Consider the following 16,981-nt stretch of genomic DNA (forward strand, 5'->3'; position numbering starts at 1 on the left):
CCGCTCATCGCGGCTGAGAGGCCGCGACCAGGTGCATCTCCTTCTCCGACTCCAGGTACTCGGCCCGAATCTCGATGGAACGCAGCTGCCCGAGGCTGCTGACATGTGTGCCGCCACACGGCATCGTCGCCACGGGCGAGATCTCACAGCGCCAGACCCGCTCCGCGGTGAAACTGTCCGACGATCCGGTGAGATGAACCGGGGCGTCGGCGGCGACCCAGGAGGCCAGCAGATCATTGGCGCGAGCGAGGTACGTGTCGAGACCGGCGAGCATCCGGGCGTGGTCGAAACCCTTGCGTCGCAACGACTTGCCCAGGCGATACCGGTCCACGCTGCTGCCGAGGTCGTGCCGGCTGTCGATCAGCGCGGCGGCGTCGAAGTTGCGGCTTCCCCGTGAGTCCCGGGGCGCGTCCTTGCTCCACAGTTCGTCCGTGGCCTCGTTGAACGCGTACGCCACCAGGTGACACCCGGTGTGGGCGGCGCTCAACCATCGCCGCCGGTGATCGTCCACCGTCAGTTGGGCGGTCCGACCGACCCAGGACTCATCCGGCTGCTTGACGATGAGGTGAGCGACCGCGAACACGTGCTCGGTGTCGCCACGGCGTGCGGTCACCTCGGGTCCGATGGACACCGCGCCGTCGGCCGGCCGGAAGGTGACGATCTGGGTGTCGACGACCGGGATGACCTGATCGCCCACGGTCAGGTTGCCGTGATCACCCGGTTGGTCCGGCCAGGCGGCGTCGACCGGGTGGAACGGGGTCGCGTCGGTGACGACGGCCCAGCGCCCGGAGCCGGCCGGCAGGACGGCCTCGATCCGCGCCTCCGCGGCAGTCTCACCCCGGTGATAGGAGATACGGGTCTCGGTGATCTCGTGCAAAGCGTCTCCATCGAGCAACAGGTGTGCGCAGTGCCTTCGACAGTAGGGCGTTCAGCCGGCGTCGGTGTGGTCGGCGGCCGCACGCACGGCATCAGCCGCCCCATGTCAGCTGGTCGCCGCGCTCTTCAGATCGGCAGCACGGTCGGTGCTCTCCCACGTCAGGTCCGGCAGCTCACGGCCGAAGTGGCCGTACGCGGCGGTCTGCTGGTAGATCGGACGCAGCAGGTCCAGATCACGGATGATCGCGGCCGGCCGCAGGTCGAACAGCTCCTTGATCGCCTTCTCGATCCGCTCGACCGGCACGTTCTCGGTTCCGAACGTCTCGACGAACAAGCTCACCGGGTGGGCCTTGCCGATCGCGTAGGCCACCTGCACCTCACACCGCTCGGCCAGGCCGGCCGCCACCACGTTCTTGGCGACCCAGCGCGTCGCGTACGCCGCCGAGCGATCCACCTTCGACGGGTCCTTACCGGAGAACGCGCCACCACCGTGGCGGGCGTACCCCCCGTACGTGTCCACGATGATCTTGCGGCCGGTCAGGCCCGCGTCACCCATCGGACCACCGATCTCGAACCGGCCCGTCGGGTTGACCAGCAGCCGGTAACCCTCGAAGTCCAGGCCGAGCGTCTCCAACTCGGGAGCGATGACGTGGTCGCGGACGTCCGGCGTCAGCAGTGACTCCAACGAGATGTCGGCGGCGTGCTGCGAGGACACCACGACCGTGTCCAGACGCACCGGACGCAGACCGTCGTACTCGACGGTGACCTGCGTCTTGCCGTCCGGACGCAGGTAGGGGATCGTGCCGCCCTTACGGGCGGCCGACAGCCGGCGGGCCAGACGGTGTGCCAGCGCGATCGGCACCGGCATCAGCTCGGGCGTCTCCGAGCAGGCGAACCCGAACATCATGCCCTGGTCCCCGGCGCCCTGGCTGTCCAGCGAGTCGCCGGCCCCACCCTCGCGCGCCTCGATGGCGGCGTCGACACCCTGCGCGATGTCGGGCGACTGTGAGCCGATGGAGACGCTCACGCCGCAGGAGGCGCCGTCGAAGCCCTTCTTCGACGAGTCGTAACCGATCCGCAGGATCGTGTCGCGAACGATGCTGGGAATGTCGGCGTAGGCCTGCGTGGTGACCTCGCCCGCCACGTGCACCTGGCCCGTGGTGATCAGGGTCTCCACCGCGACGCGGCTCCGCGGGTCCTGGGCGAGCAGGGCATCGAGAATCCCGTCGCTGATCTGGTCAGCGATCTTGTCCGGGTGGCCTTCCGTGACCGACTCGGAGGTGAAAAGGCGGCGTGCCACGACGTTTCCTTTCGATATCGGCGCGTTCCCGTCTCAGGCGCGCCGGCGGGCGGGCGGAGGTTGTCAGTGGATCGGGCGCTGCGTGGCGGTGCCGGCGAGTGCTGCCTGCCACGCCTCCACCGGCGGCGGATTGTCCATGTGCTCGGGGACCCGGACGTGGATGACCGACGGACCACCTCCGGTGGCCGCCTCCTTGATCATCACGCTGAGCTGTTCCATGTCGAACGCTCGTGCCGCGGGCAGTCCCATGCCGTTGGCGAGCAGGACGGGGTCGATCCGCCCGGGGTCGACCGCGAAGTAACGCCCGCCGGCGTAGAGATGCTGGATCATCTTGATCCAGCCGAGCGAGGTGTTGTCCAGGACCACGTAGGTGATCGGCAGCCCGAGCCGGCCGGCCGTCTCCCAGTCGCCGAGACCCATCGCCACGCTGCCCTCGGTGGTGAGGCAGAGGATCCGCTCGCCGGGGTGCGCCACGGCGACGCCGATCGCGGCCGAGATGGCGAAGCCCAGTGGCCCGTGACCGCGCGGAATGACGACTCGCCACCCGGCACCGGACGACTCCCAGAAGGAGGCGAGGAACGGCGTGGGGGTGCCGGCGTCCGCCACGACCCAGGTGGACCCGCCGAATTCGGCGTGCAGCGCACGAACCACGTCCCGCGGCTGAAGCCGCTGGTCACCGGGGTCCGGCAGTGGTGACGAGTTCGCCGTGACCCACAGTTGCCGGGCGGCGGCGAGAGCCCGGATCCGACCGTCGCGCGTCTGCTCGTCGGCGGCGGGTAGTGCCTGGCGGAGCTGGTCGAGAGCCGCCCCGGCGTCCGCGACCAGGGGCGTGCTTCCGGGATAGTTGCGTCCGGCCCGCTCCGGGGAGAGGTCGATGTGCGCGATCCGGGTGCCCGAGCGTGGCGGTGCGGTGAAACTGGCCGTGTCGGTGGCGTTCGCGCGGGTTCCCACGAAGAGGACGAAGTCGGAGTTGCGCAGGTAGTCGTTGGCGTACTCCCGGGCGCCGTTGGCACCGACGACGCCGAGGGCGAGCGGGTGGTCCTCGGGGAGAGTGCCCTTGCCGTGGATGGAGGTGCCGACCGGAATGGCCGCGTGCTCCGCGAGGTCGGTGAGGGCGCGCCAGGCACCGGACAGGTGTACGCCGCCGCCGACGACGATCGCGGGGCGTGCGGCCTGCGCGATCTGTTCGGCCACCGTGTTCACGGCCTCGGTCGGGGCAAGCGGGCGTGCGGCGGGAACCGTGCTGCTGCCGGTGCCGACGGGCAGGTCGGCGGTCTCTTCCAGAACGTTCTCCGGGATGATCAGCACGACCGGGCCGGGCCGGCCGCTCGTCGCGGCGGTGATCGCCTCCGCGACCGCGCCGGGCAGGTCGGCCGTCCGGTCCACCGTTCGCCGCCACTTCGTCACGCCGCTGAACAGAGCCATCTGGTCGATCTCGCTGATGGCGCTGGTGCCCCGGCTGCGATGCGGGTTGTCGGTGGCGATCGCCAGGATCGGGATGCCGGAGGCGAATGCCTCGCCCAGACCGCTGGCCAGATAGACGGCGCCCGCGCCGCTCGGCGCTTCGCAGACCCCGAGGCGGCGGAGGGTACGTGCGTAACCGTCGGCCATGTACGCCGCGTGGCGTTCGTCGCGGGCGAGCACGTGCCGGACGTCCTGCGGGCGCCTCGCGATGACGTCGTAGAAGTGGATGCTGGTGTCTCCGGGGAACCCGAAGATCGTGTCGACACCGTGCCGCACCAGCGCTTCGACCAGAAGTTCCGCGCCGGCGCGCGCCGCACCCTCAGCTGCGCTCATTGGTTTCTCCCTGGGAGTCGCTAGGCGAATGGGACGAAGAAGAAGGTCCGGCGGTACGAGAACAGGCCGGATCGGGAGACGGTGAAGAAGTCGGCAAAGCCGATTGTGGAGTGCTGTCCGCCCAGGGTGATCCGGTCGGCAGAGCCGTGCACTGCCACCTCCGACCCTTCGACGATCAAGGATGAAAGGTTGTGCCGGCGGCTGCGAATGGGTGGCTGAGAACGGTAGAACGCTTCGATGGCCGATCGCCCGACAATGGATTCTTGACCTGGCCGGTCGTATATGGAGTCCGCTTCGAAGAGAAGCATCATTCCCTCGATGTCATCGGCGTCGACCCGGTGGTAGTAGGTGCGCACCACGTCGTCGAGGTGAGTCCGATCCATCATGTGCGACACGTGTGTCTCCGGCAATGATTCGCGGCTCACCACCGAGCGGCTCCGGTCGTGGTGATCGCCGGTCAGGCGGGGTGAAGTGCAGACTCGCTACTGGACGAAAGGCATGATCCGACATCATCCCCACATTATTCGCCTCGCTCTGTGTGGCCATCATCACACAGGGTGCCCGTCAGGCGACGGCGGTGGCGCGGGCGAGGTTGGGCGGTGTCGCCACTGGCATCGATGCCAGTGATCACCAAAGGTGGTGCTTCCTGTGCTGGGACAACATGTCTATACGGCGGGCCAAGGGGCTGCAAGTTTGCGGGGATGTCGCGTACCGGACCTTCGGCACGGTAGCTCATCGCGAGTCCGGTGTGGGGGTGCGCACCGCATTCTCCAAAGCCGGTGATCGACATTTCGCCTGGGTTTCGAGCCGCGTTCCCACATCTTAGGAAGGCATGCTTGCACAGCCAGGGGTCCATGTGCTTGCATCGATATCTGTCGGACCGTGGTCCGAATTGGCGAGAGTGGCCTGGTGCTTCTGGTCGTCTCGTTACCTGGGGGAATTCCGACTAATCACTTGAATCACCAAGGCGATGCAGCGCGCCGCTGGGTGCCATTGGCTAACGCGATCGTCTCGCCACGTGATTTGGTGAATGACCGGCAAATAGCGGGGGAAAACTGTGAGCACAGAAAGTCGACAGAAGACGGAACTTCTGGATTTCTATCGTCCGCAGGGCGACGGAGAGCCGAACCTCTTCGAGATCTGGGAGAAGGGCGGGGCCCGTGGCGACTCGGTGACGCCGTCGACCTACTCCACCGAGTACCGCGGCTGGATGACGGACATCCTGGTGAACCGGTTGGAGACCAACAGGGCCACCGGCCTGCTCAGCCTCGGCTGCGGCAACGCCGTGGTGGAGGCGGACACGGCCAAGGCCGGCTACCGCGTGCTTGCGGTGGACGCGTTGGAGGAGGCGGTCGATCTCGCCCGGGCCAAGGGTCTGGAGGCGGTGCAGGCGGACCTGAACACCTGGACGCCCGAAGAGAAGTGGTCGGTCGTCTACATGGACGGCGTGCTCGGGCATCTGTACGACCCCGAGAACGGACTCCAGTCGATCCTGAAGCGCATCCTCACCTGGCTCGAACCGGGACCTGCCGGCGTGGCGTCGTTCGTGGCGTCCAACGACGACACCCGGAACGGCTCCTGGGCGCAGGCGGCCTCGAACGTCACGGGCTTCTACTGGCTGTCCGCCGGCTACCTCGGCGAGCAGGCGCTCGCTGCGGGCTTCGACCGAGTCGAGATCCAACACTTCCACTACCGGCGCCCGCAGTCGGGTCCCCGCCGGCGGTCCGTGGTCGTAGCACAGCTGCACGCGTGACCGGGAGCCTGCGATGAGCGTTCGTGAGCTGTGGTTACGCGAAGAGATCAACCCGGACGAGCACCGTACCGTTCTGACTCCCGATGACGCCCGGGTGCTGATCGCCGATGGCGTGCGGCTGACCGTCGAGGAGTCGGCGCACCGGATCTTCGACACCGGGGAGTACGCGGCGGCCGGTGCCCGGATCGTCACGGCCGGCACCTGGCCGGAGGCGTCGGCCGAGACCGTCGTCGTGGGGCTCAAGGCCCCCGCCGACGAGCCGGAACCGCTGCACCATCGACACATCTTCTTCGGACACGCCTACAAGGGTCAGCGCGACGGGGCGGCGCTGCTGCGCCGCTTCCGGGCCGGTGGCACTCTGCTGGACCTGGAATACCTGACCGACGACACGGGCCGCCGGGTCGCCGCGTTCGGCTACTGGGCCGGTTACGTCGGCGCGGCGTTGGCGCTCCTGCATCTCCGGGGCCGGCTCGTTCCGCCCCTGCGCGCGATGACCCGCCCGGAACTGGACGAGGCTCTTGCCGCGTCCGGCAACAGCCGGGTACGGGCACTGGTGATCGGCGCGCTGGGCCGGTGCGGTCGGGGCGCGCGAGACGCGCTGTCCGTTGGCGGAGTGGAGCCCACGGCGTGGGACCTTGCCGAGACCCGTGATCTCGACCGCCGAGCGATCCTCGACCACGACGTGCTGGTCAACACCGTGCTGTCGAACGAACTCGCGCCTCCGTTCGTACGCCCGGAGGATCTCGACGACCCGGCTCGCACGTTGTCCGTGATCAGCGATGTGACCTGCGACGTGACGTCCGAGTTCAACCTGCTGCCGATCTACCGGACCCCGACCGACTGGGCCCGGCCGGTGCACCACCTGCGTGCCGAGCCCGTGCTCGACCTGCTCGCCATCGACAACCTGCCCTCGTTGCTGCCGCGGGAGGCGAGTGTGGCCTTCTCCGCCGACCTGCTGCCGCACCTGCGCACCCTGCGGGACGACACGCCGGTCTGGCGACGGGCGTACGACCGGTTCACCACCGCGACATCTGAACTCGACCTGATGGGAAGCCCGTCGTGACATCCACCCTCATCCAGCCGACCGGACGGGTTCACTGGCTCGGCACCGGCCTGTCGACCGGGAGCGGGCTCGCCCTGGTCTGCGCCACCGCGACCGGGACCACGGTCTGGGGACGCACCCGCGAGAAGGCACAGGCCTGTCTCGAGCGGCTCGGGCTCGGCGGCCAGGCCGACGCGCGGGAACTCGGCTGGGACGCCCTCGCCGAGGGTGTCCGCCCAGGTGACCTCGTCGTCTCCATGCTGCCGGCCGCCGAGCACCCGGCCGTGCTCCGGCTCTGCCTGCGCCAGTCGGCGCACTTCGCCAGTTCCAGCTACGTCTCCGCGGAGGTCGCCGAGCTGGCCGCCGATGCGCGACGGGCCGGGCTCGTGGTGCTGACCGACGCGGGACTCGACCCCGGCATCGATCACCTGCTGGCCCACCGGCTCGTCCAGGCCGCGGAGAAGGCCCTCGGCGATACGCCGGCAACGGTGTCGTTCACGTCGTACTGCGGGAGCTTCCCGGCGGTGCCGAACGACTTCCGATACCGGTTCAGCTGGGCTCCGCGGGGTGTCCTGACCGCACTCGGCACTCCCGCCCGCTTCGTGGAGGGTGGCCGCGAGCGGACCGTCGACCGGCCGTACCGCGCCGCGGAGAAGATCACCCTCGGTGGCGAACCGTTCGAGGTCTACGCCAACCGGGACAGCATCCCGTACATCACCACGTATCAGTTCCCGAAGTTCTGGGAGGTGGACACCTTCATTCGCGGCACCGTCCGGCTCGACGGATGGACCGACGCCTGGCAGCCGGTCTTCACTCAGCTGGAGAACGGCACCGCCGACGAGATCACTGCCCTGGCCGCGCGGCTGGCCGAGCAGTACCCGGCCACCAGCGAGGACCACGACCGGGTGGTCATGTTCGTACGGCTGGAGGCGGTGACCGGCGACGGAGCGCGCTGGGCCGGTGAGTACACCATGGACGTCCAGGGGGATGCCAGCGAGAACGCGACACCTCGCCTGGTCTCGGTGGCCCTCGCCGGCGGGCTCGCCGAGTTGCTGGCCGGCCGGCTGTCCGCCGGTCTGCACCAGGCGACCTCCGACCCCGATTCGATCGACAGTTGGTTGGACTTCCTGTCCGCCAACGGAGTCGTCTGTCAGGAATATGTGCCATAGGCCGATGATCTAGTACATGGTTGGAATTCGGTCGCCTTATAACGTACCGAGGTAAGTACACTTCGGTCGGTCTGGCGCGGTTCACAGCCAGTTACGGGGAGGCCAGGATATGGCGCAACAGTCGGGGACCAGGCAATCGGCGACGATTCGGCGCGGCATTGTGCCGCTACTGATCTTCGCCGCATTGACCGCCGCGATGGACGTGTACGGCAGCAACCGGCTCCAGGTGGTCAGTCCGGAGAGCCTCACCGCGGTCTCGTTCACACTGACGGCGGTCTTCTTCCTCGTCCTGGAGATGGCGCGTAACGGCACCGCGTTCCTGACCATGCTGCGGGAGTCACGCCACGACGTCATCGCCATCAACATCACCACCGCGGTGACGTGGCTCGCCACCTTCTACGCCCTCCGCAACCTGGAGCCCGCGGTCGTGAACGTGGTCGGCCTGGCGCTCGGTCCGGTGTTCATCCTTCTGACCGGGGCGATCCTGCGCCGGGGGGCGTCCGTCATCGCCGCGGAGGTCGTGGTCGCGTTGGGGATCTGCGTCTTCCTCAGCGTCCTGGTGTGGGGCTCCTTCACCGGTGAGACCGCCGTCGGGGACATCGGCGAGAGCACCGCCGCCTGGGGACTCTTCTTCTCGGTGGTGTGCGCGATCGGATCGGCGGCCAACATCACCTACATGAAGCGGCTCAGCGATCGTGGCCGCAGCCCGCAGGAAGTGCTGGCGGTGCGGTTCTTCCTGATGATCGCGATCGGGTGGGCGATGACCGCGACGAGTTCGCTGGAAGAGGTGACCGCCGCGCTCGTGCCCGGCGCAGTGGTGGCCGTCATCGGCATCGGGCTTCCGATCTACGTACTGCAGATCGGGATCAGGCACACCGAGCCCATCACCACGGCACTGATCGTCTCGCTGTCACCGATCTTCGCCTACTTCATGCAATTCCTGGACGGGCGCTTGCAGCCCTCCTCGCTGACCATCGTGGGAATCGTGGGCATCGTGGCACTTGCGACCGCCGGGACCCTGGCCCGGGCACGCCACGACAGCCGACTGGAAGCCGCGACCATGCCGTCGGCCTACGACACCGTCGGAGACCGTCGATGAAGGAGTCCTCCATGAAATGCGCCATCGTCGACGCGTACGGCGCGGGCCGGCACCTGCCGGCCGCGTTGCTGCGGCACGGCATGGAATTCATCCACATCCGCTCGGACGCGCCCGACTGGCGGCTCAGCTACCGGCCGGAGGAATTCACTGTCGACCTGAAGCACGAGGGCGACCTCGACGCCACCGTCGCCCGGATGCGGGAGCACGGCGTCGGCATCGTCGTGGCCGGCGCCGAGTCCGGGGTGCTGCTGGCCGACCAGTTGTCGGCCGCCCTGGGCACACCGGGCAACGGTATGCGGAATCCCCTGGCGCGGCGCGACAAGTTCGCCATGCACGAGGCGATCCGGGACGCCGGCCTGGCCGCCGCCGACGGCTTCCGGTCCGAGTCGGTCGACGCGATTCTCGGCTGGGCGGATGAGCGTGGGCAATGGCCGGTGGTCCTCAAGCCGCCGTCCAGCGCGGGCGGGGACAACGTCTACGTCTGCCACTCCGCCGAGGAGATCAGGGACGCACACGCGCGGATCACCGGCAACCTCGACCGGTACGGCCGGCAGAACCGCATCGTTCTGGTGCAACAGTTCCTGGCCGGCACCGAGTACTACGTCAACTCGGTCAGCCGGGCCGGCGTGCACCGGATCGTTGAGGTCTGGCGCTATCACAAGCGCTCCACGGGTGGCCGGACCATCTACGACTACGAGGACCTGCTGGCCTGGGACGACCCTGCCACCCGGCAGATCGCCGACTACACCCTCGCGGTTCTGGACGCGCTCGAGATCCGTACCGGCGCAGGACACACCGAGGTCATGCTGACCGCGTCCGGGCCGGTGCTGGTCGAGTGCGGAGCCCGCCTCGGTGGCGGGCAGATGCCGGAACTGCTGACCCGTTGCACAGGCACCAACCAGGTCGACAGCCTCGCCCTGGCGATCGCCGACCCCGAGGTGTTCACGCGTCAGGGGACCAGCGGTTATCAGCTCGACGCCTACCTGCGCTGCGTCAACCTGATCACCGAGCGCGACGGCGTCATGCCGGGTGCCGACGCTTGGGCGGCTGTCCGGGCGCTTCCGTCCTTCGACAGTCTGGTGCTCAACATCCCGGAGGGCACCCTCCTGTCGCCCACCACCGACATGGCCACCTGCCCGGGCACGCTGTACCTGTGTGCCCCGGACCGGCAGCAGGTCATCGCCGACTACGACCGGCTGCGCTCGCTGGAAGTCGCCGGCCTCTACGGCGACTGATCCACACGTCCCCGCCTCGCCTCGGCACAGCACGACGCCGGGGTGAGGTACGGGCGTGCCCGCCGGCCCGATCCGGCACCACCGTCCACTCGGGAAGGAGCGACAGAGTGCCCACCGGAACCGCCGACCGCGACACCGTTGCGGACACCGTGAAACGGCTCGTCATCGCACAGTCCCAGCTGACGATCAGTACCGGTCGGATCACCGAGGCAGAGCCGCTCGCCGGGCCGCTGCTGGACGTCACCTCGCTGGGCCTGCTCGCCGTACTGCTCAAGATCGAAGAACAGTTCGGTGTCACGCTGCCCGACGACCTGTTCTCCGCCTCCCTGCCGCGCACCGTCGGCGACCTGGTCGACCTCGTGCAGCGGACCGCGCGATGAGCGGCCCCGCCGCCGATCTCGGCGCGGCTCTCGATGCGCTGCCCGCCGACCTGTTCGACTGCGTACAGGTCAACCTCGCACTGTTGGCCGACGTGCGACACGGTCTCGGCACCCATCTGCGGCTCGGCGCCCGGCTCGCCTTCCGACCCCGACTCGACGACGGTTGGTGGACCGTCGAACCCGTCGTGGCCGACCAGGTGGAGCACTCGGCCGGGCTCCTCGGACTCGGAGTGGACGAGCGCTGGGACGCCTGCCCGGCGGACCGGGTGCCCGAGTTGATCGCCCGGCGCGAGCCCCTCTACGTCGTCGCCGACGCCTACCACCTGCCGTGGCTTCCCTACGCCGGGCAGGAGCACCTGCGACACAGCTTCCTCGTGCACGCCCACGACGACGGCATACGTGTCTGGGACGCCTACCGCAACGACACCCGGTGGGGGCCGGCGGTGCCGGGACACTGGGACCTGAGCGAGAAGGACCTGACCGCGGCACTCGGCGACACCGCCGACGTGATCAGCTTCGGCGCGGCGGCGCTGCCCGAACCGCGGCCGGCAGTCGAGTTCGACGACCCGACCGAATACCTGGCCGCGTACGCCGACGCCCCGGACCCGGCTGCCGCGTTCGCCCGCCTGACCCTGCAGACCTGGCTGCTCGCCCGGTCCCGGCTGCTGCACGCCGCCTACCGCGACATGGAGCTCCAGGAACATCTCGGGGCCTGGCAGGGGCTGGTTCAGCAGACCTACGTCGCGTGGCGGATGGTGCAGCGCGGCCGGCCCGCGCCGGAGGCCCCGCTGCGGCGACTCGGTGACCTGCTGCACCGGGACCAGGTGCTCTTCGCCGTACCGACGGCCGGCGGGCAGCCGTGGCGGCAGCACGTCGCCGAGGCTGCCGCGTCCGTCCTCGGCCTGCCCGTGCCCGCGGTGCTGGGTGGCACCCGGTTCGACGCCTCTCCCGACTACGGCTCGTTGCGGATCGTCGAGATCGTCGAGCTGGTGGAACGGGTGGTCGGTGTGGAACTGTCCGCCGACGACCTCGTACCGGAGAACCTGCAGGACCTCGACGGCCTGTGCCGGATCGTCGCCCGCGCCGGGACCGGCGCCTCATGACCCTGCTGCACGAACTCTTCGACAGGGCGGCCCGGCGTGCCCCCGACGACGTGGCCGTCACCGTAGGCGCGGACCGGGCCACCTTCGCCGAGGTGGTGACATCGGGTCGCCGGATCGCGGCCGGGCTGCTCCAGGCCGGTCTGCGCCGCGGTGACCGGCTGGTGATCGTGTCACCGCCGTCGGTGGTCCTGCCCGCCGTCCTGTACGCCGCGGCCCGCGTCGGTGTCGTCTTCGTCGTCCTGCACGAACAACTCCGCGGTGATCCGCTGCGGCATGTGCTCGAGGACTGCGAGCCGGCCCTGGTCCTCAGCGACGACGCGGAGGTCAGAGCCTCGGCGGTCGAGTCCGGGTCCGCGGCGGGCGACGTGAGCGGACTGGCCGCGCGGGCACCGCTGGACGGCTTGCCGCCGGGTGGTGAGCCGCTGACCGTGGACCCGGTGTGTCTGGTCTACACCTCCGGTTCCACGGCTCGGCCCAACGCGGTGGTCACCACCCACCAGCAGATGCTGTTCGCCGTCGCGGCCATCCAGGAGGCCGTCGGCTATCGCCGCGGCGACGTGGTGTTCTGCCCGTCACCCGTCTCCTTCGACTACGGGCTGTACCAGCTCTTCCTCGGTGCGCTCAGCGGCGCCCGGATACACCTGGCCGGTCTGACGGCGACCGGCCCCGGCCTGTCGGCGGCGCTCACCGCGACCGGCGCGACCGTGTTCGCGGCAGTCCCGTCGGCGGCCGAGATGCTGGCCCGGCTACTAGGCCGTGGTGGTGAGCCGCCCACGTTGCGGCTGCTCACCACCACCGGCGCGGCGATGCCCGCGGACCTGCTGCAGACGCTGCGGTCCCGGATGCCGCAGCTGCGGACCCAGGTGATGTACGGCCTGACCGAGTGCAAGCGGGTCGCCATCATGCCCCCCGACGGTGATCGGGAGCGGCCCGGGTCGAGCGGTCGACCGCTGGCCGGGACGGAGGTGTTCGCCATCGACGGCCAGGGACGTCGTCTGCCCGACGGTGCCGTCGGTGAGCTGGTGGTCCGCGGTCCGCATGTGATGTCCGGCTACTGGCGGCGCCCGGAGCTGACCGCCGACCGGTTCCGGGTGGAGGAGGGCCTCACCACCCAGCTGCGCACCGGCGACCAGGGTCGGGTGGACGCCGGGGGATGGGTCTACGTCGACGGTCGTACCGACGACATCTACAAGGAACGCGGATACCGGGTGAGCGCCACCGAGGTGGAGGCCGCGGCTCGCCGGATACCGCGGGTCACGTCCGTCGCGGTCCTGCCACCCCGCGACGGCGTGCGGTCGGTGCTGGTCGCCGTCACGGAGCTGGCCCCGGAGACGGTGCTGGACCGGCTGCGCGCCCATCTCGAGGTGTTCAAGATCCCGCAACGGTGCGTGGTCGTCGACGGTCTGCCGCTGACCAGCAACGGCAAGATCGACCGCAGGGCGCTGACCACCCTGGTGGGCGGCCATGCTTGATCCCGCTCTGGCCCGGCACGTCGCGGCCACGGCCGGCACCCCGGCTTACGTGTACGACCTGGCAGCCGCGCGGGACAACCTCGCCGCCCTGCGCATCGCCCTGCCCGAGCGGACTGACACGTACTACTCGGTGAAGGCCAACCGTCACCCGGAACTGCTGCGGGCGCTGCACCACGCCGGCAGCCGCGCCGAGGTCTGCTCCCCGGGCGAACTCACCGCCGCCCTGGCGGCCGGCTGGGACCCCGACACCATCCTGTACGCCGGACCCGGCAAACGCGACCTCGATCTGCGCACCGCGCTTGCCGCCGGAGTGCGGCACTTCTCGGTGGACTCGCCGCACGCCCTGGACCAGCTGAACCGGTGCGCGGAAGCGGCCGGTGTGCCGGTGTGGTGCCTGCTGCGGATCAACGCCGACGCGCCCGCGTCCCGGCCCGGCCTGACCATGACCGGGGTGTCGTCGCCGTTCGGTGCCGATGCCCGCTGGGTGGCGACCGCCCCGGAACGGTTCGGGCACCTGCCGCACGTGACCGTGACCGGACTACACCTCTACATGGGCACCAACCTGACCACCGTGGACGATCTGCTCGCCCAGTTCACCAGCAGCCTGCGAACCGCCGCCGACCTGCGCGAGGTGCTGCGCGCCCAGGGCGTACGCCTGGACGTGCTCGATCTCGGCGGCGGATTCGGTGCGCCGTTCGCCCGGGCCGGCGGTCGCCTCGACCTGTCCGGGCTACGTGAACCGCTCACCGCCCTGCTGGACGCGGAGGTACCGGACTGGCGGGACGGCCGGCCCCGGATCGCCTTCGAATCGGGCCGCTACCTCGTCGGTACCGCCGGCACCCTGCTCACCCGGGTCCTCGACGCAAAACCGTCGCACGGCAGCAACCTGGTCGTCCTCGAGTCCGGCATCAACCACCTCGGCGGCCTGTCGGGGCTGCGCCGCCTCCCACCGCTGGTGCCGTACCTGGTCCCGGTCGACACGGCGGCGCCTGCGGCGGACACCGTGCCGACCACGGTGTGCGGCCCGCTGTGCACCCCGCTGGACGTCTGGGCGCGGGCCGTCGAACTGCCCCGGCTCGAACCCGGCGACCTGCTGGCCGTACCCAACGTCGGCGCCTACGGCCTGGACGCGAGCCTGCTCGCCTTCCTGGGCCACCCGCTGCCGGCCGAGGTGGTTCTCGACTCCACCGCCCCGGACCCGGCCACCTGGCACGTGTCCCGGATGCGCCTGGTCCGTACCCCGATCTCCCTGGGAGAGCCGCTGTGAATCCGGAGTTCGTCGCGCTGCTGTCGCGTTTCCTCAAGTACGCCACCCCCGACCAGATCACCGACGACGCCGTACTTCACGATCTGGGCCTGGACTCGATGCAGTCGATCGAGCTGCTCTTCGCCATCGAGGACGACTTCGGTGTCAGCCTTCCCGACGAGGCGTTGACCGAGAGCACGTTCACCACTGCCGGGAGCCTCTGGGCGGCCGTGCGTACCGCTCGCGGTGACGCCCCATGACGGCGGTGGCGGCCACGGCCGTCGACCTGGCCGGCCGGGTGGAACGGGTCACGGCGGTGGCCCGGGAACACGCGCGGCGTACCGACGACGAGGCGGTCTTCCCCACCGAGGCGCTTGCCGAACTGCGCGCGTCCGGGCTGCTGGCGTTGATGGTGCCGGCCGCGTACGGCGGGCTGGGCGGCGGCCCGGCAGAACTGATCGACTGTGCCGAGTCGCTGGCCCGCGCCGATCTGTCGGTGGCGCTGATCTTCGCGATGCACTGCCAGCAGGTCGCCACCGTCGTCAGGTATGGCGGCGATGAGCTGCGGGCCACCCTTCTGCCGTGCATCGCCGCGGGCGAACGCTATCTGGCGTCGGTCACCACCGCCGCGGGCACCGGTGGCCACCTGTTGTCCGCGACCGCGCCGCTGCGGGACACCGGGGAGGGGCTGCTGATCGAGCGATTCGCGCCGATCGTCACCGGCGGTGCCCACGCCGACGGCTTCCTCATCACCATGGGCAGCCCCGGCACGGACGCCCCCGGACAGGTCTGCCTCGTCTACGCCGAGCGCGAGCAACTGCGGATCACGGAGTCGGGCCAGTGGCAACCGATGGGCATGCGGGCCAGCCACAGTGTGGCGCTACGGCTCACCGGCACCGTCCCCCGCCACCAGTTGATCGGCGCGGAGCACGGGTTCCGGGAGATCTCGCTGGCCCTCTTCTCGCCGCTGGCCCACCTCGGCTGGGCCGCCTGCTGGCTGGGTGCCGCCGCCGGGGCGCTGTCCCGGGTGGCGACCCTGCTGCGCAGCCCCGACGGCCGGGAACGATTCGACCACCGGTCCGAGCTGCTCCTGACCCGGCTGGCACGGGCCCGCCATCGGATCGACGCCGTCCACGCGCTGCTGCGGCATACCCAGCACATCGTCGAGGACGGCGGTGACCTGTCGGCCGCGCCGGTGCAGATGCTGCTCAACGGCCTGAAGGTGACCGCGGCGGAGTCGTGCCGGCAGGCCGTCGAGGAACTCGTCGACGCGGTCGGGTTGCGGCACGGCTACTTCAAGGACTCGGACACCTACCTCGAACGGGTCCTGCGGGATCTGCGGTCGGCGGCGCTCAACTACCACAACGACCGCCTCGACCTTGCCGATGGACGGCACGTGCTGCTCGATCGGAAAGTCACCCATGTCGGTGGATGAGCGGACGTCAGGGGCCGGGGACGCGGTGGCCCGAGCGCTCACCGGTGACCGCCCGGTGTGGTCGGCTCTGGGGGCGTCCGGCCTGATCGCGGCACTGTACGAGCCGGGCGGACGCGTCAATTCGGAACGGCTCGGCCGGCTGCTGGCCGCGGTGGACGCGTCCCAACCGATCGGCGTCACGCTGGGTGTCTGCGTGCAGGTCGCGGCGGCACTGCCGCTGCTGCGTACGGCCCTGCCGGACCATCCGCTGACGGCCGAGGTGACCGCCGGGCGGGCGGTGCTGGCGCTTGCCGCCACCGACAGCGGCCGAGGTTCGCAGCTCAGCTCGCTGGGCAGTGGCTACCGGGTCGACGGCGACCGGCTCACCCTGACCGGCGCGAAACGGTGGATCACCAACGCGCGTACCGCCGACGCGTTCCTCGTGCTGGCCCGGCACGAGGAGGGCCGGCACTTCACCAGCTTCAGCTTCGTGCTGGTCCCGGCCGACACTCCCGGTGTGACAGTGACCCCGACCCGTACCGAGTTGTTCGACGGGGCCGGGCTCGGCGACGTGGCGTTCACCGGCGTGCAGCTCCCCGCCACCGCCGTCATCGGCGGCCGTGGCCGAGGGATGGCCCTGTTCGCCCGGCATATCGCCACCGAGCGACTGGCCGGTGGTCTGTGGGCGGTCGCCCTGTGCCGGCGTGTGCTGGCCGACACCGTGGAACGCCTGCGCCGGCCCGACGACGGTGGCACCTCGCTCTGGCAGGACCCGGGCGTACGGCGGAACGTGGCCGGATGCCTGGCCCGGGTCCACGAACTCCGCGCGGTGTGCGTGACCGCCGGCCCGTGGGTTGCCGAGCGCCACGATTCCGCAGCCGCGGCCCGGGTCAAGATCGCCACCGCCGACACCGTCGACCACGTGCTCGGTGAATGCGCTCGCCTGCACGGCGCGGCCGGGTTCCTCGACGGCGGCGTCCAGCGGCTGCGCACGGAGGCGGCGGTGTTCGGCATCGGTGGTGGTGTCGGCGAGGTGGCCCGTGAGCTGCTCGCCGACCGCGTCGACGACCTCCTGCACGGTCTCGCCTGGTGACG

16 protein-coding genes are annotated in these 16,981 nt (G+C 70.1%); 12 read left to right on the forward strand and 4 right to left on the reverse strand.

What is annotated here, in order from left to right; translation table 11 throughout:
* Positions 1-4: 4 nt before the first annotated feature.
* The 4 genes from AB0C01_RS32515 to AB0C01_RS32530 form a co-directional block, all read right to left on the reverse strand.
* Entirely contained in the window at positions 5-877 is an 873-nt protein-coding gene (locus tag AB0C01_RS32515; protein ID WP_357242576.1) for a hypothetical protein, read from the reverse strand.
* Positions 878-982: 105 nt separating this feature from the next.
* A complete protein-coding gene (gene metK, locus AB0C01_RS32520; RefSeq protein ID WP_357572947.1) occupies positions 983-2,176 on the reverse strand; it encodes a methionine adenosyltransferase in 1,194 nt (397 codons plus the stop codon).
* A gap of 63 nt (positions 2,177-2,239) precedes the next feature.
* On the reverse strand, positions 2,240-3,973 hold the full coding sequence (locus tag AB0C01_RS32525; protein ID WP_357572948.1) for a thiamine pyrophosphate-binding protein: 1,734 nt from the start codon (positions 3,971-3,973) through the stop codon (positions 2,240-2,242).
* Positions 3,974-3,993: 20 nt separating this feature from the next.
* On the reverse strand, positions 3,994-4,359 hold the full coding sequence (locus AB0C01_RS32530; RefSeq protein WP_357244024.1) for a nuclear transport factor 2 family protein: 366 nt from the start codon (positions 4,357-4,359) through the stop codon (positions 3,994-3,996).
* 671 nt (positions 4,360-5,030) lie between these two features.
* Between AB0C01_RS32530 and AB0C01_RS32535 the strand changes: the two genes are divergently transcribed.
* The 12 genes from AB0C01_RS32535 to AB0C01_RS32590 all read left to right on the forward strand — a co-directional run bounded on the left by AB0C01_RS32535 (position 5,031) and on the right by AB0C01_RS32590 (position 16,979).
* Positions 5,031-5,726, forward strand: a complete 696-nt coding sequence (locus tag AB0C01_RS32535; RefSeq protein WP_357242567.1) for a methyltransferase domain-containing protein — start codon at positions 5,031-5,033, stop codon at positions 5,724-5,726.
* Positions 5,727-5,739: 13 nt separating this feature from the next.
* Entirely contained in the window at positions 5,740-6,789 is a 1,050-nt protein-coding gene (locus AB0C01_RS32540) for a saccharopine dehydrogenase (RefSeq protein ID WP_357572949.1), read from the forward strand.
* Positions 6,786-7,937 (forward strand): saccharopine dehydrogenase family protein, encoded by a 1,152-nt coding sequence (locus AB0C01_RS32545; RefSeq protein ID WP_357572950.1) that lies wholly within the window; start codon positions 6,786-6,788, stop codon positions 7,935-7,937. Before AB0C01_RS32540 ends, AB0C01_RS32545 begins: the two co-directional genes overlap by 4 nt.
* Before the next feature lie 160 nt (positions 7,938-8,097).
* Positions 8,098-9,036, forward strand: coding sequence for a DMT family transporter (locus tag AB0C01_RS32550; protein ID WP_357242557.1), 939 nt, complete (start codon positions 8,098-8,100; stop codon positions 9,034-9,036).
* An 11-nt stretch (positions 9,037-9,047) separates the two neighbouring features.
* On the forward strand, positions 9,048-10,271 hold the full coding sequence (locus AB0C01_RS32555) for an ATP-grasp domain-containing protein (RefSeq protein WP_357572951.1): 1,224 nt from the start codon (positions 9,048-9,050) through the stop codon (positions 10,269-10,271).
* A gap of 107 nt (positions 10,272-10,378) precedes the next feature.
* Entirely contained in the window at positions 10,379-10,651 is a 273-nt protein-coding gene (locus AB0C01_RS32560) for an acyl carrier protein (RefSeq protein WP_357572952.1), read from the forward strand.
* The gene (locus tag AB0C01_RS32565; protein WP_357242548.1) at positions 10,648-11,754 is read left to right on the forward strand and encodes an acyl carrier protein; all 1,107 of its coding nucleotides are present in this window, start codon (positions 10,648-10,650) and stop codon (positions 11,752-11,754) included. The genes AB0C01_RS32560 and AB0C01_RS32565 overlap by 4 nt, the downstream gene beginning before the upstream one ends.
* The gene (locus AB0C01_RS32570) at positions 11,751-13,226 is read left to right on the forward strand and encodes an AMP-binding protein (protein ID WP_357572953.1); all 1,476 of its coding nucleotides are present in this window, start codon (positions 11,751-11,753) and stop codon (positions 13,224-13,226) included. The genes AB0C01_RS32565 and AB0C01_RS32570 overlap by 4 nt, the downstream gene beginning before the upstream one ends.
* Positions 13,219-14,493, forward strand: a complete 1,275-nt coding sequence (locus AB0C01_RS32575; protein WP_357572954.1) for an alanine racemase — start codon at positions 13,219-13,221, stop codon at positions 14,491-14,493. The genes AB0C01_RS32570 and AB0C01_RS32575 overlap by 8 nt, the downstream gene beginning before the upstream one ends.
* Entirely contained in the window at positions 14,490-14,732 is a 243-nt protein-coding gene (locus AB0C01_RS32580; RefSeq protein WP_357572955.1) for a phosphopantetheine-binding protein, read from the forward strand. The genes AB0C01_RS32575 and AB0C01_RS32580 overlap by 4 nt, the downstream gene beginning before the upstream one ends.
* Positions 14,729-15,907 (forward strand): acyl-CoA dehydrogenase family protein, encoded by a 1,179-nt coding sequence (locus AB0C01_RS32585; RefSeq protein ID WP_357572956.1) that lies wholly within the window; start codon positions 14,729-14,731, stop codon positions 15,905-15,907. Before AB0C01_RS32580 ends, AB0C01_RS32585 begins: the two co-directional genes overlap by 4 nt.
* Positions 15,894-16,979, forward strand: a complete 1,086-nt coding sequence (locus tag AB0C01_RS32590) for an acyl-CoA dehydrogenase (RefSeq protein ID WP_357242533.1) — start codon at positions 15,894-15,896, stop codon at positions 16,977-16,979. Before AB0C01_RS32585 ends, AB0C01_RS32590 begins: the two co-directional genes overlap by 14 nt.
* Positions 16,980-16,981 lie beyond the last annotated feature (2 nt).

The organism is Micromonospora sp. NPDC048905, from assembly GCF_040649655.1.
Taxonomy (GTDB): Bacteria; Actinomycetota; Actinomycetes; order Mycobacteriales; family Micromonosporaceae; genus Micromonospora.

Excerpts from the sequence above, each read along its gene's own strand:
- AB0C01_RS32525 (WP_357572948.1), bottom strand. The coding sequence starts at position 3,973 with ATGAGCGCAGCTGAGGGTGCGGCGCGCGCCGGCGCGGAACTTCTGGTC.
- AB0C01_RS32530 (WP_357244024.1), bottom strand. The coding sequence starts at position 4,359 with ATGATGGATCGGACTCACCTCGACGACGTGGTGCGCACCTACTACCAC.
- AB0C01_RS32540 (WP_357572949.1), top strand. The coding sequence starts at position 5,740 with ATGAGCGTTCGTGAGCTGTGGTTACGCGAAGAGATCAACCCGGACGAG.
- AB0C01_RS32555 (WP_357572951.1), top strand. The coding sequence starts at position 9,048 with ATGAAATGCGCCATCGTCGACGCGTACGGCGCGGGCCGGCACCTGCCG.
- AB0C01_RS32565 (WP_357242548.1), top strand. The coding sequence starts at position 10,648 with ATGAGCGGCCCCGCCGCCGATCTCGGCGCGGCTCTCGATGCGCTGCCC.
- AB0C01_RS32570 (WP_357572953.1), top strand. The coding sequence starts at position 11,751 with ATGACCCTGCTGCACGAACTCTTCGACAGGGCGGCCCGGCGTGCCCCC.
- AB0C01_RS32575 (WP_357572954.1), top strand. The coding sequence starts at position 13,219 with ATGCTTGATCCCGCTCTGGCCCGGCACGTCGCGGCCACGGCCGGCACC.
- AB0C01_RS32585 (WP_357572956.1), top strand. The coding sequence starts at position 14,729 with ATGACGGCGGTGGCGGCCACGGCCGTCGACCTGGCCGGCCGGGTGGAA.
- AB0C01_RS32590 (WP_357242533.1), top strand. The coding sequence starts at position 15,894 with ATGTCGGTGGATGAGCGGACGTCAGGGGCCGGGGACGCGGTGGCCCGA.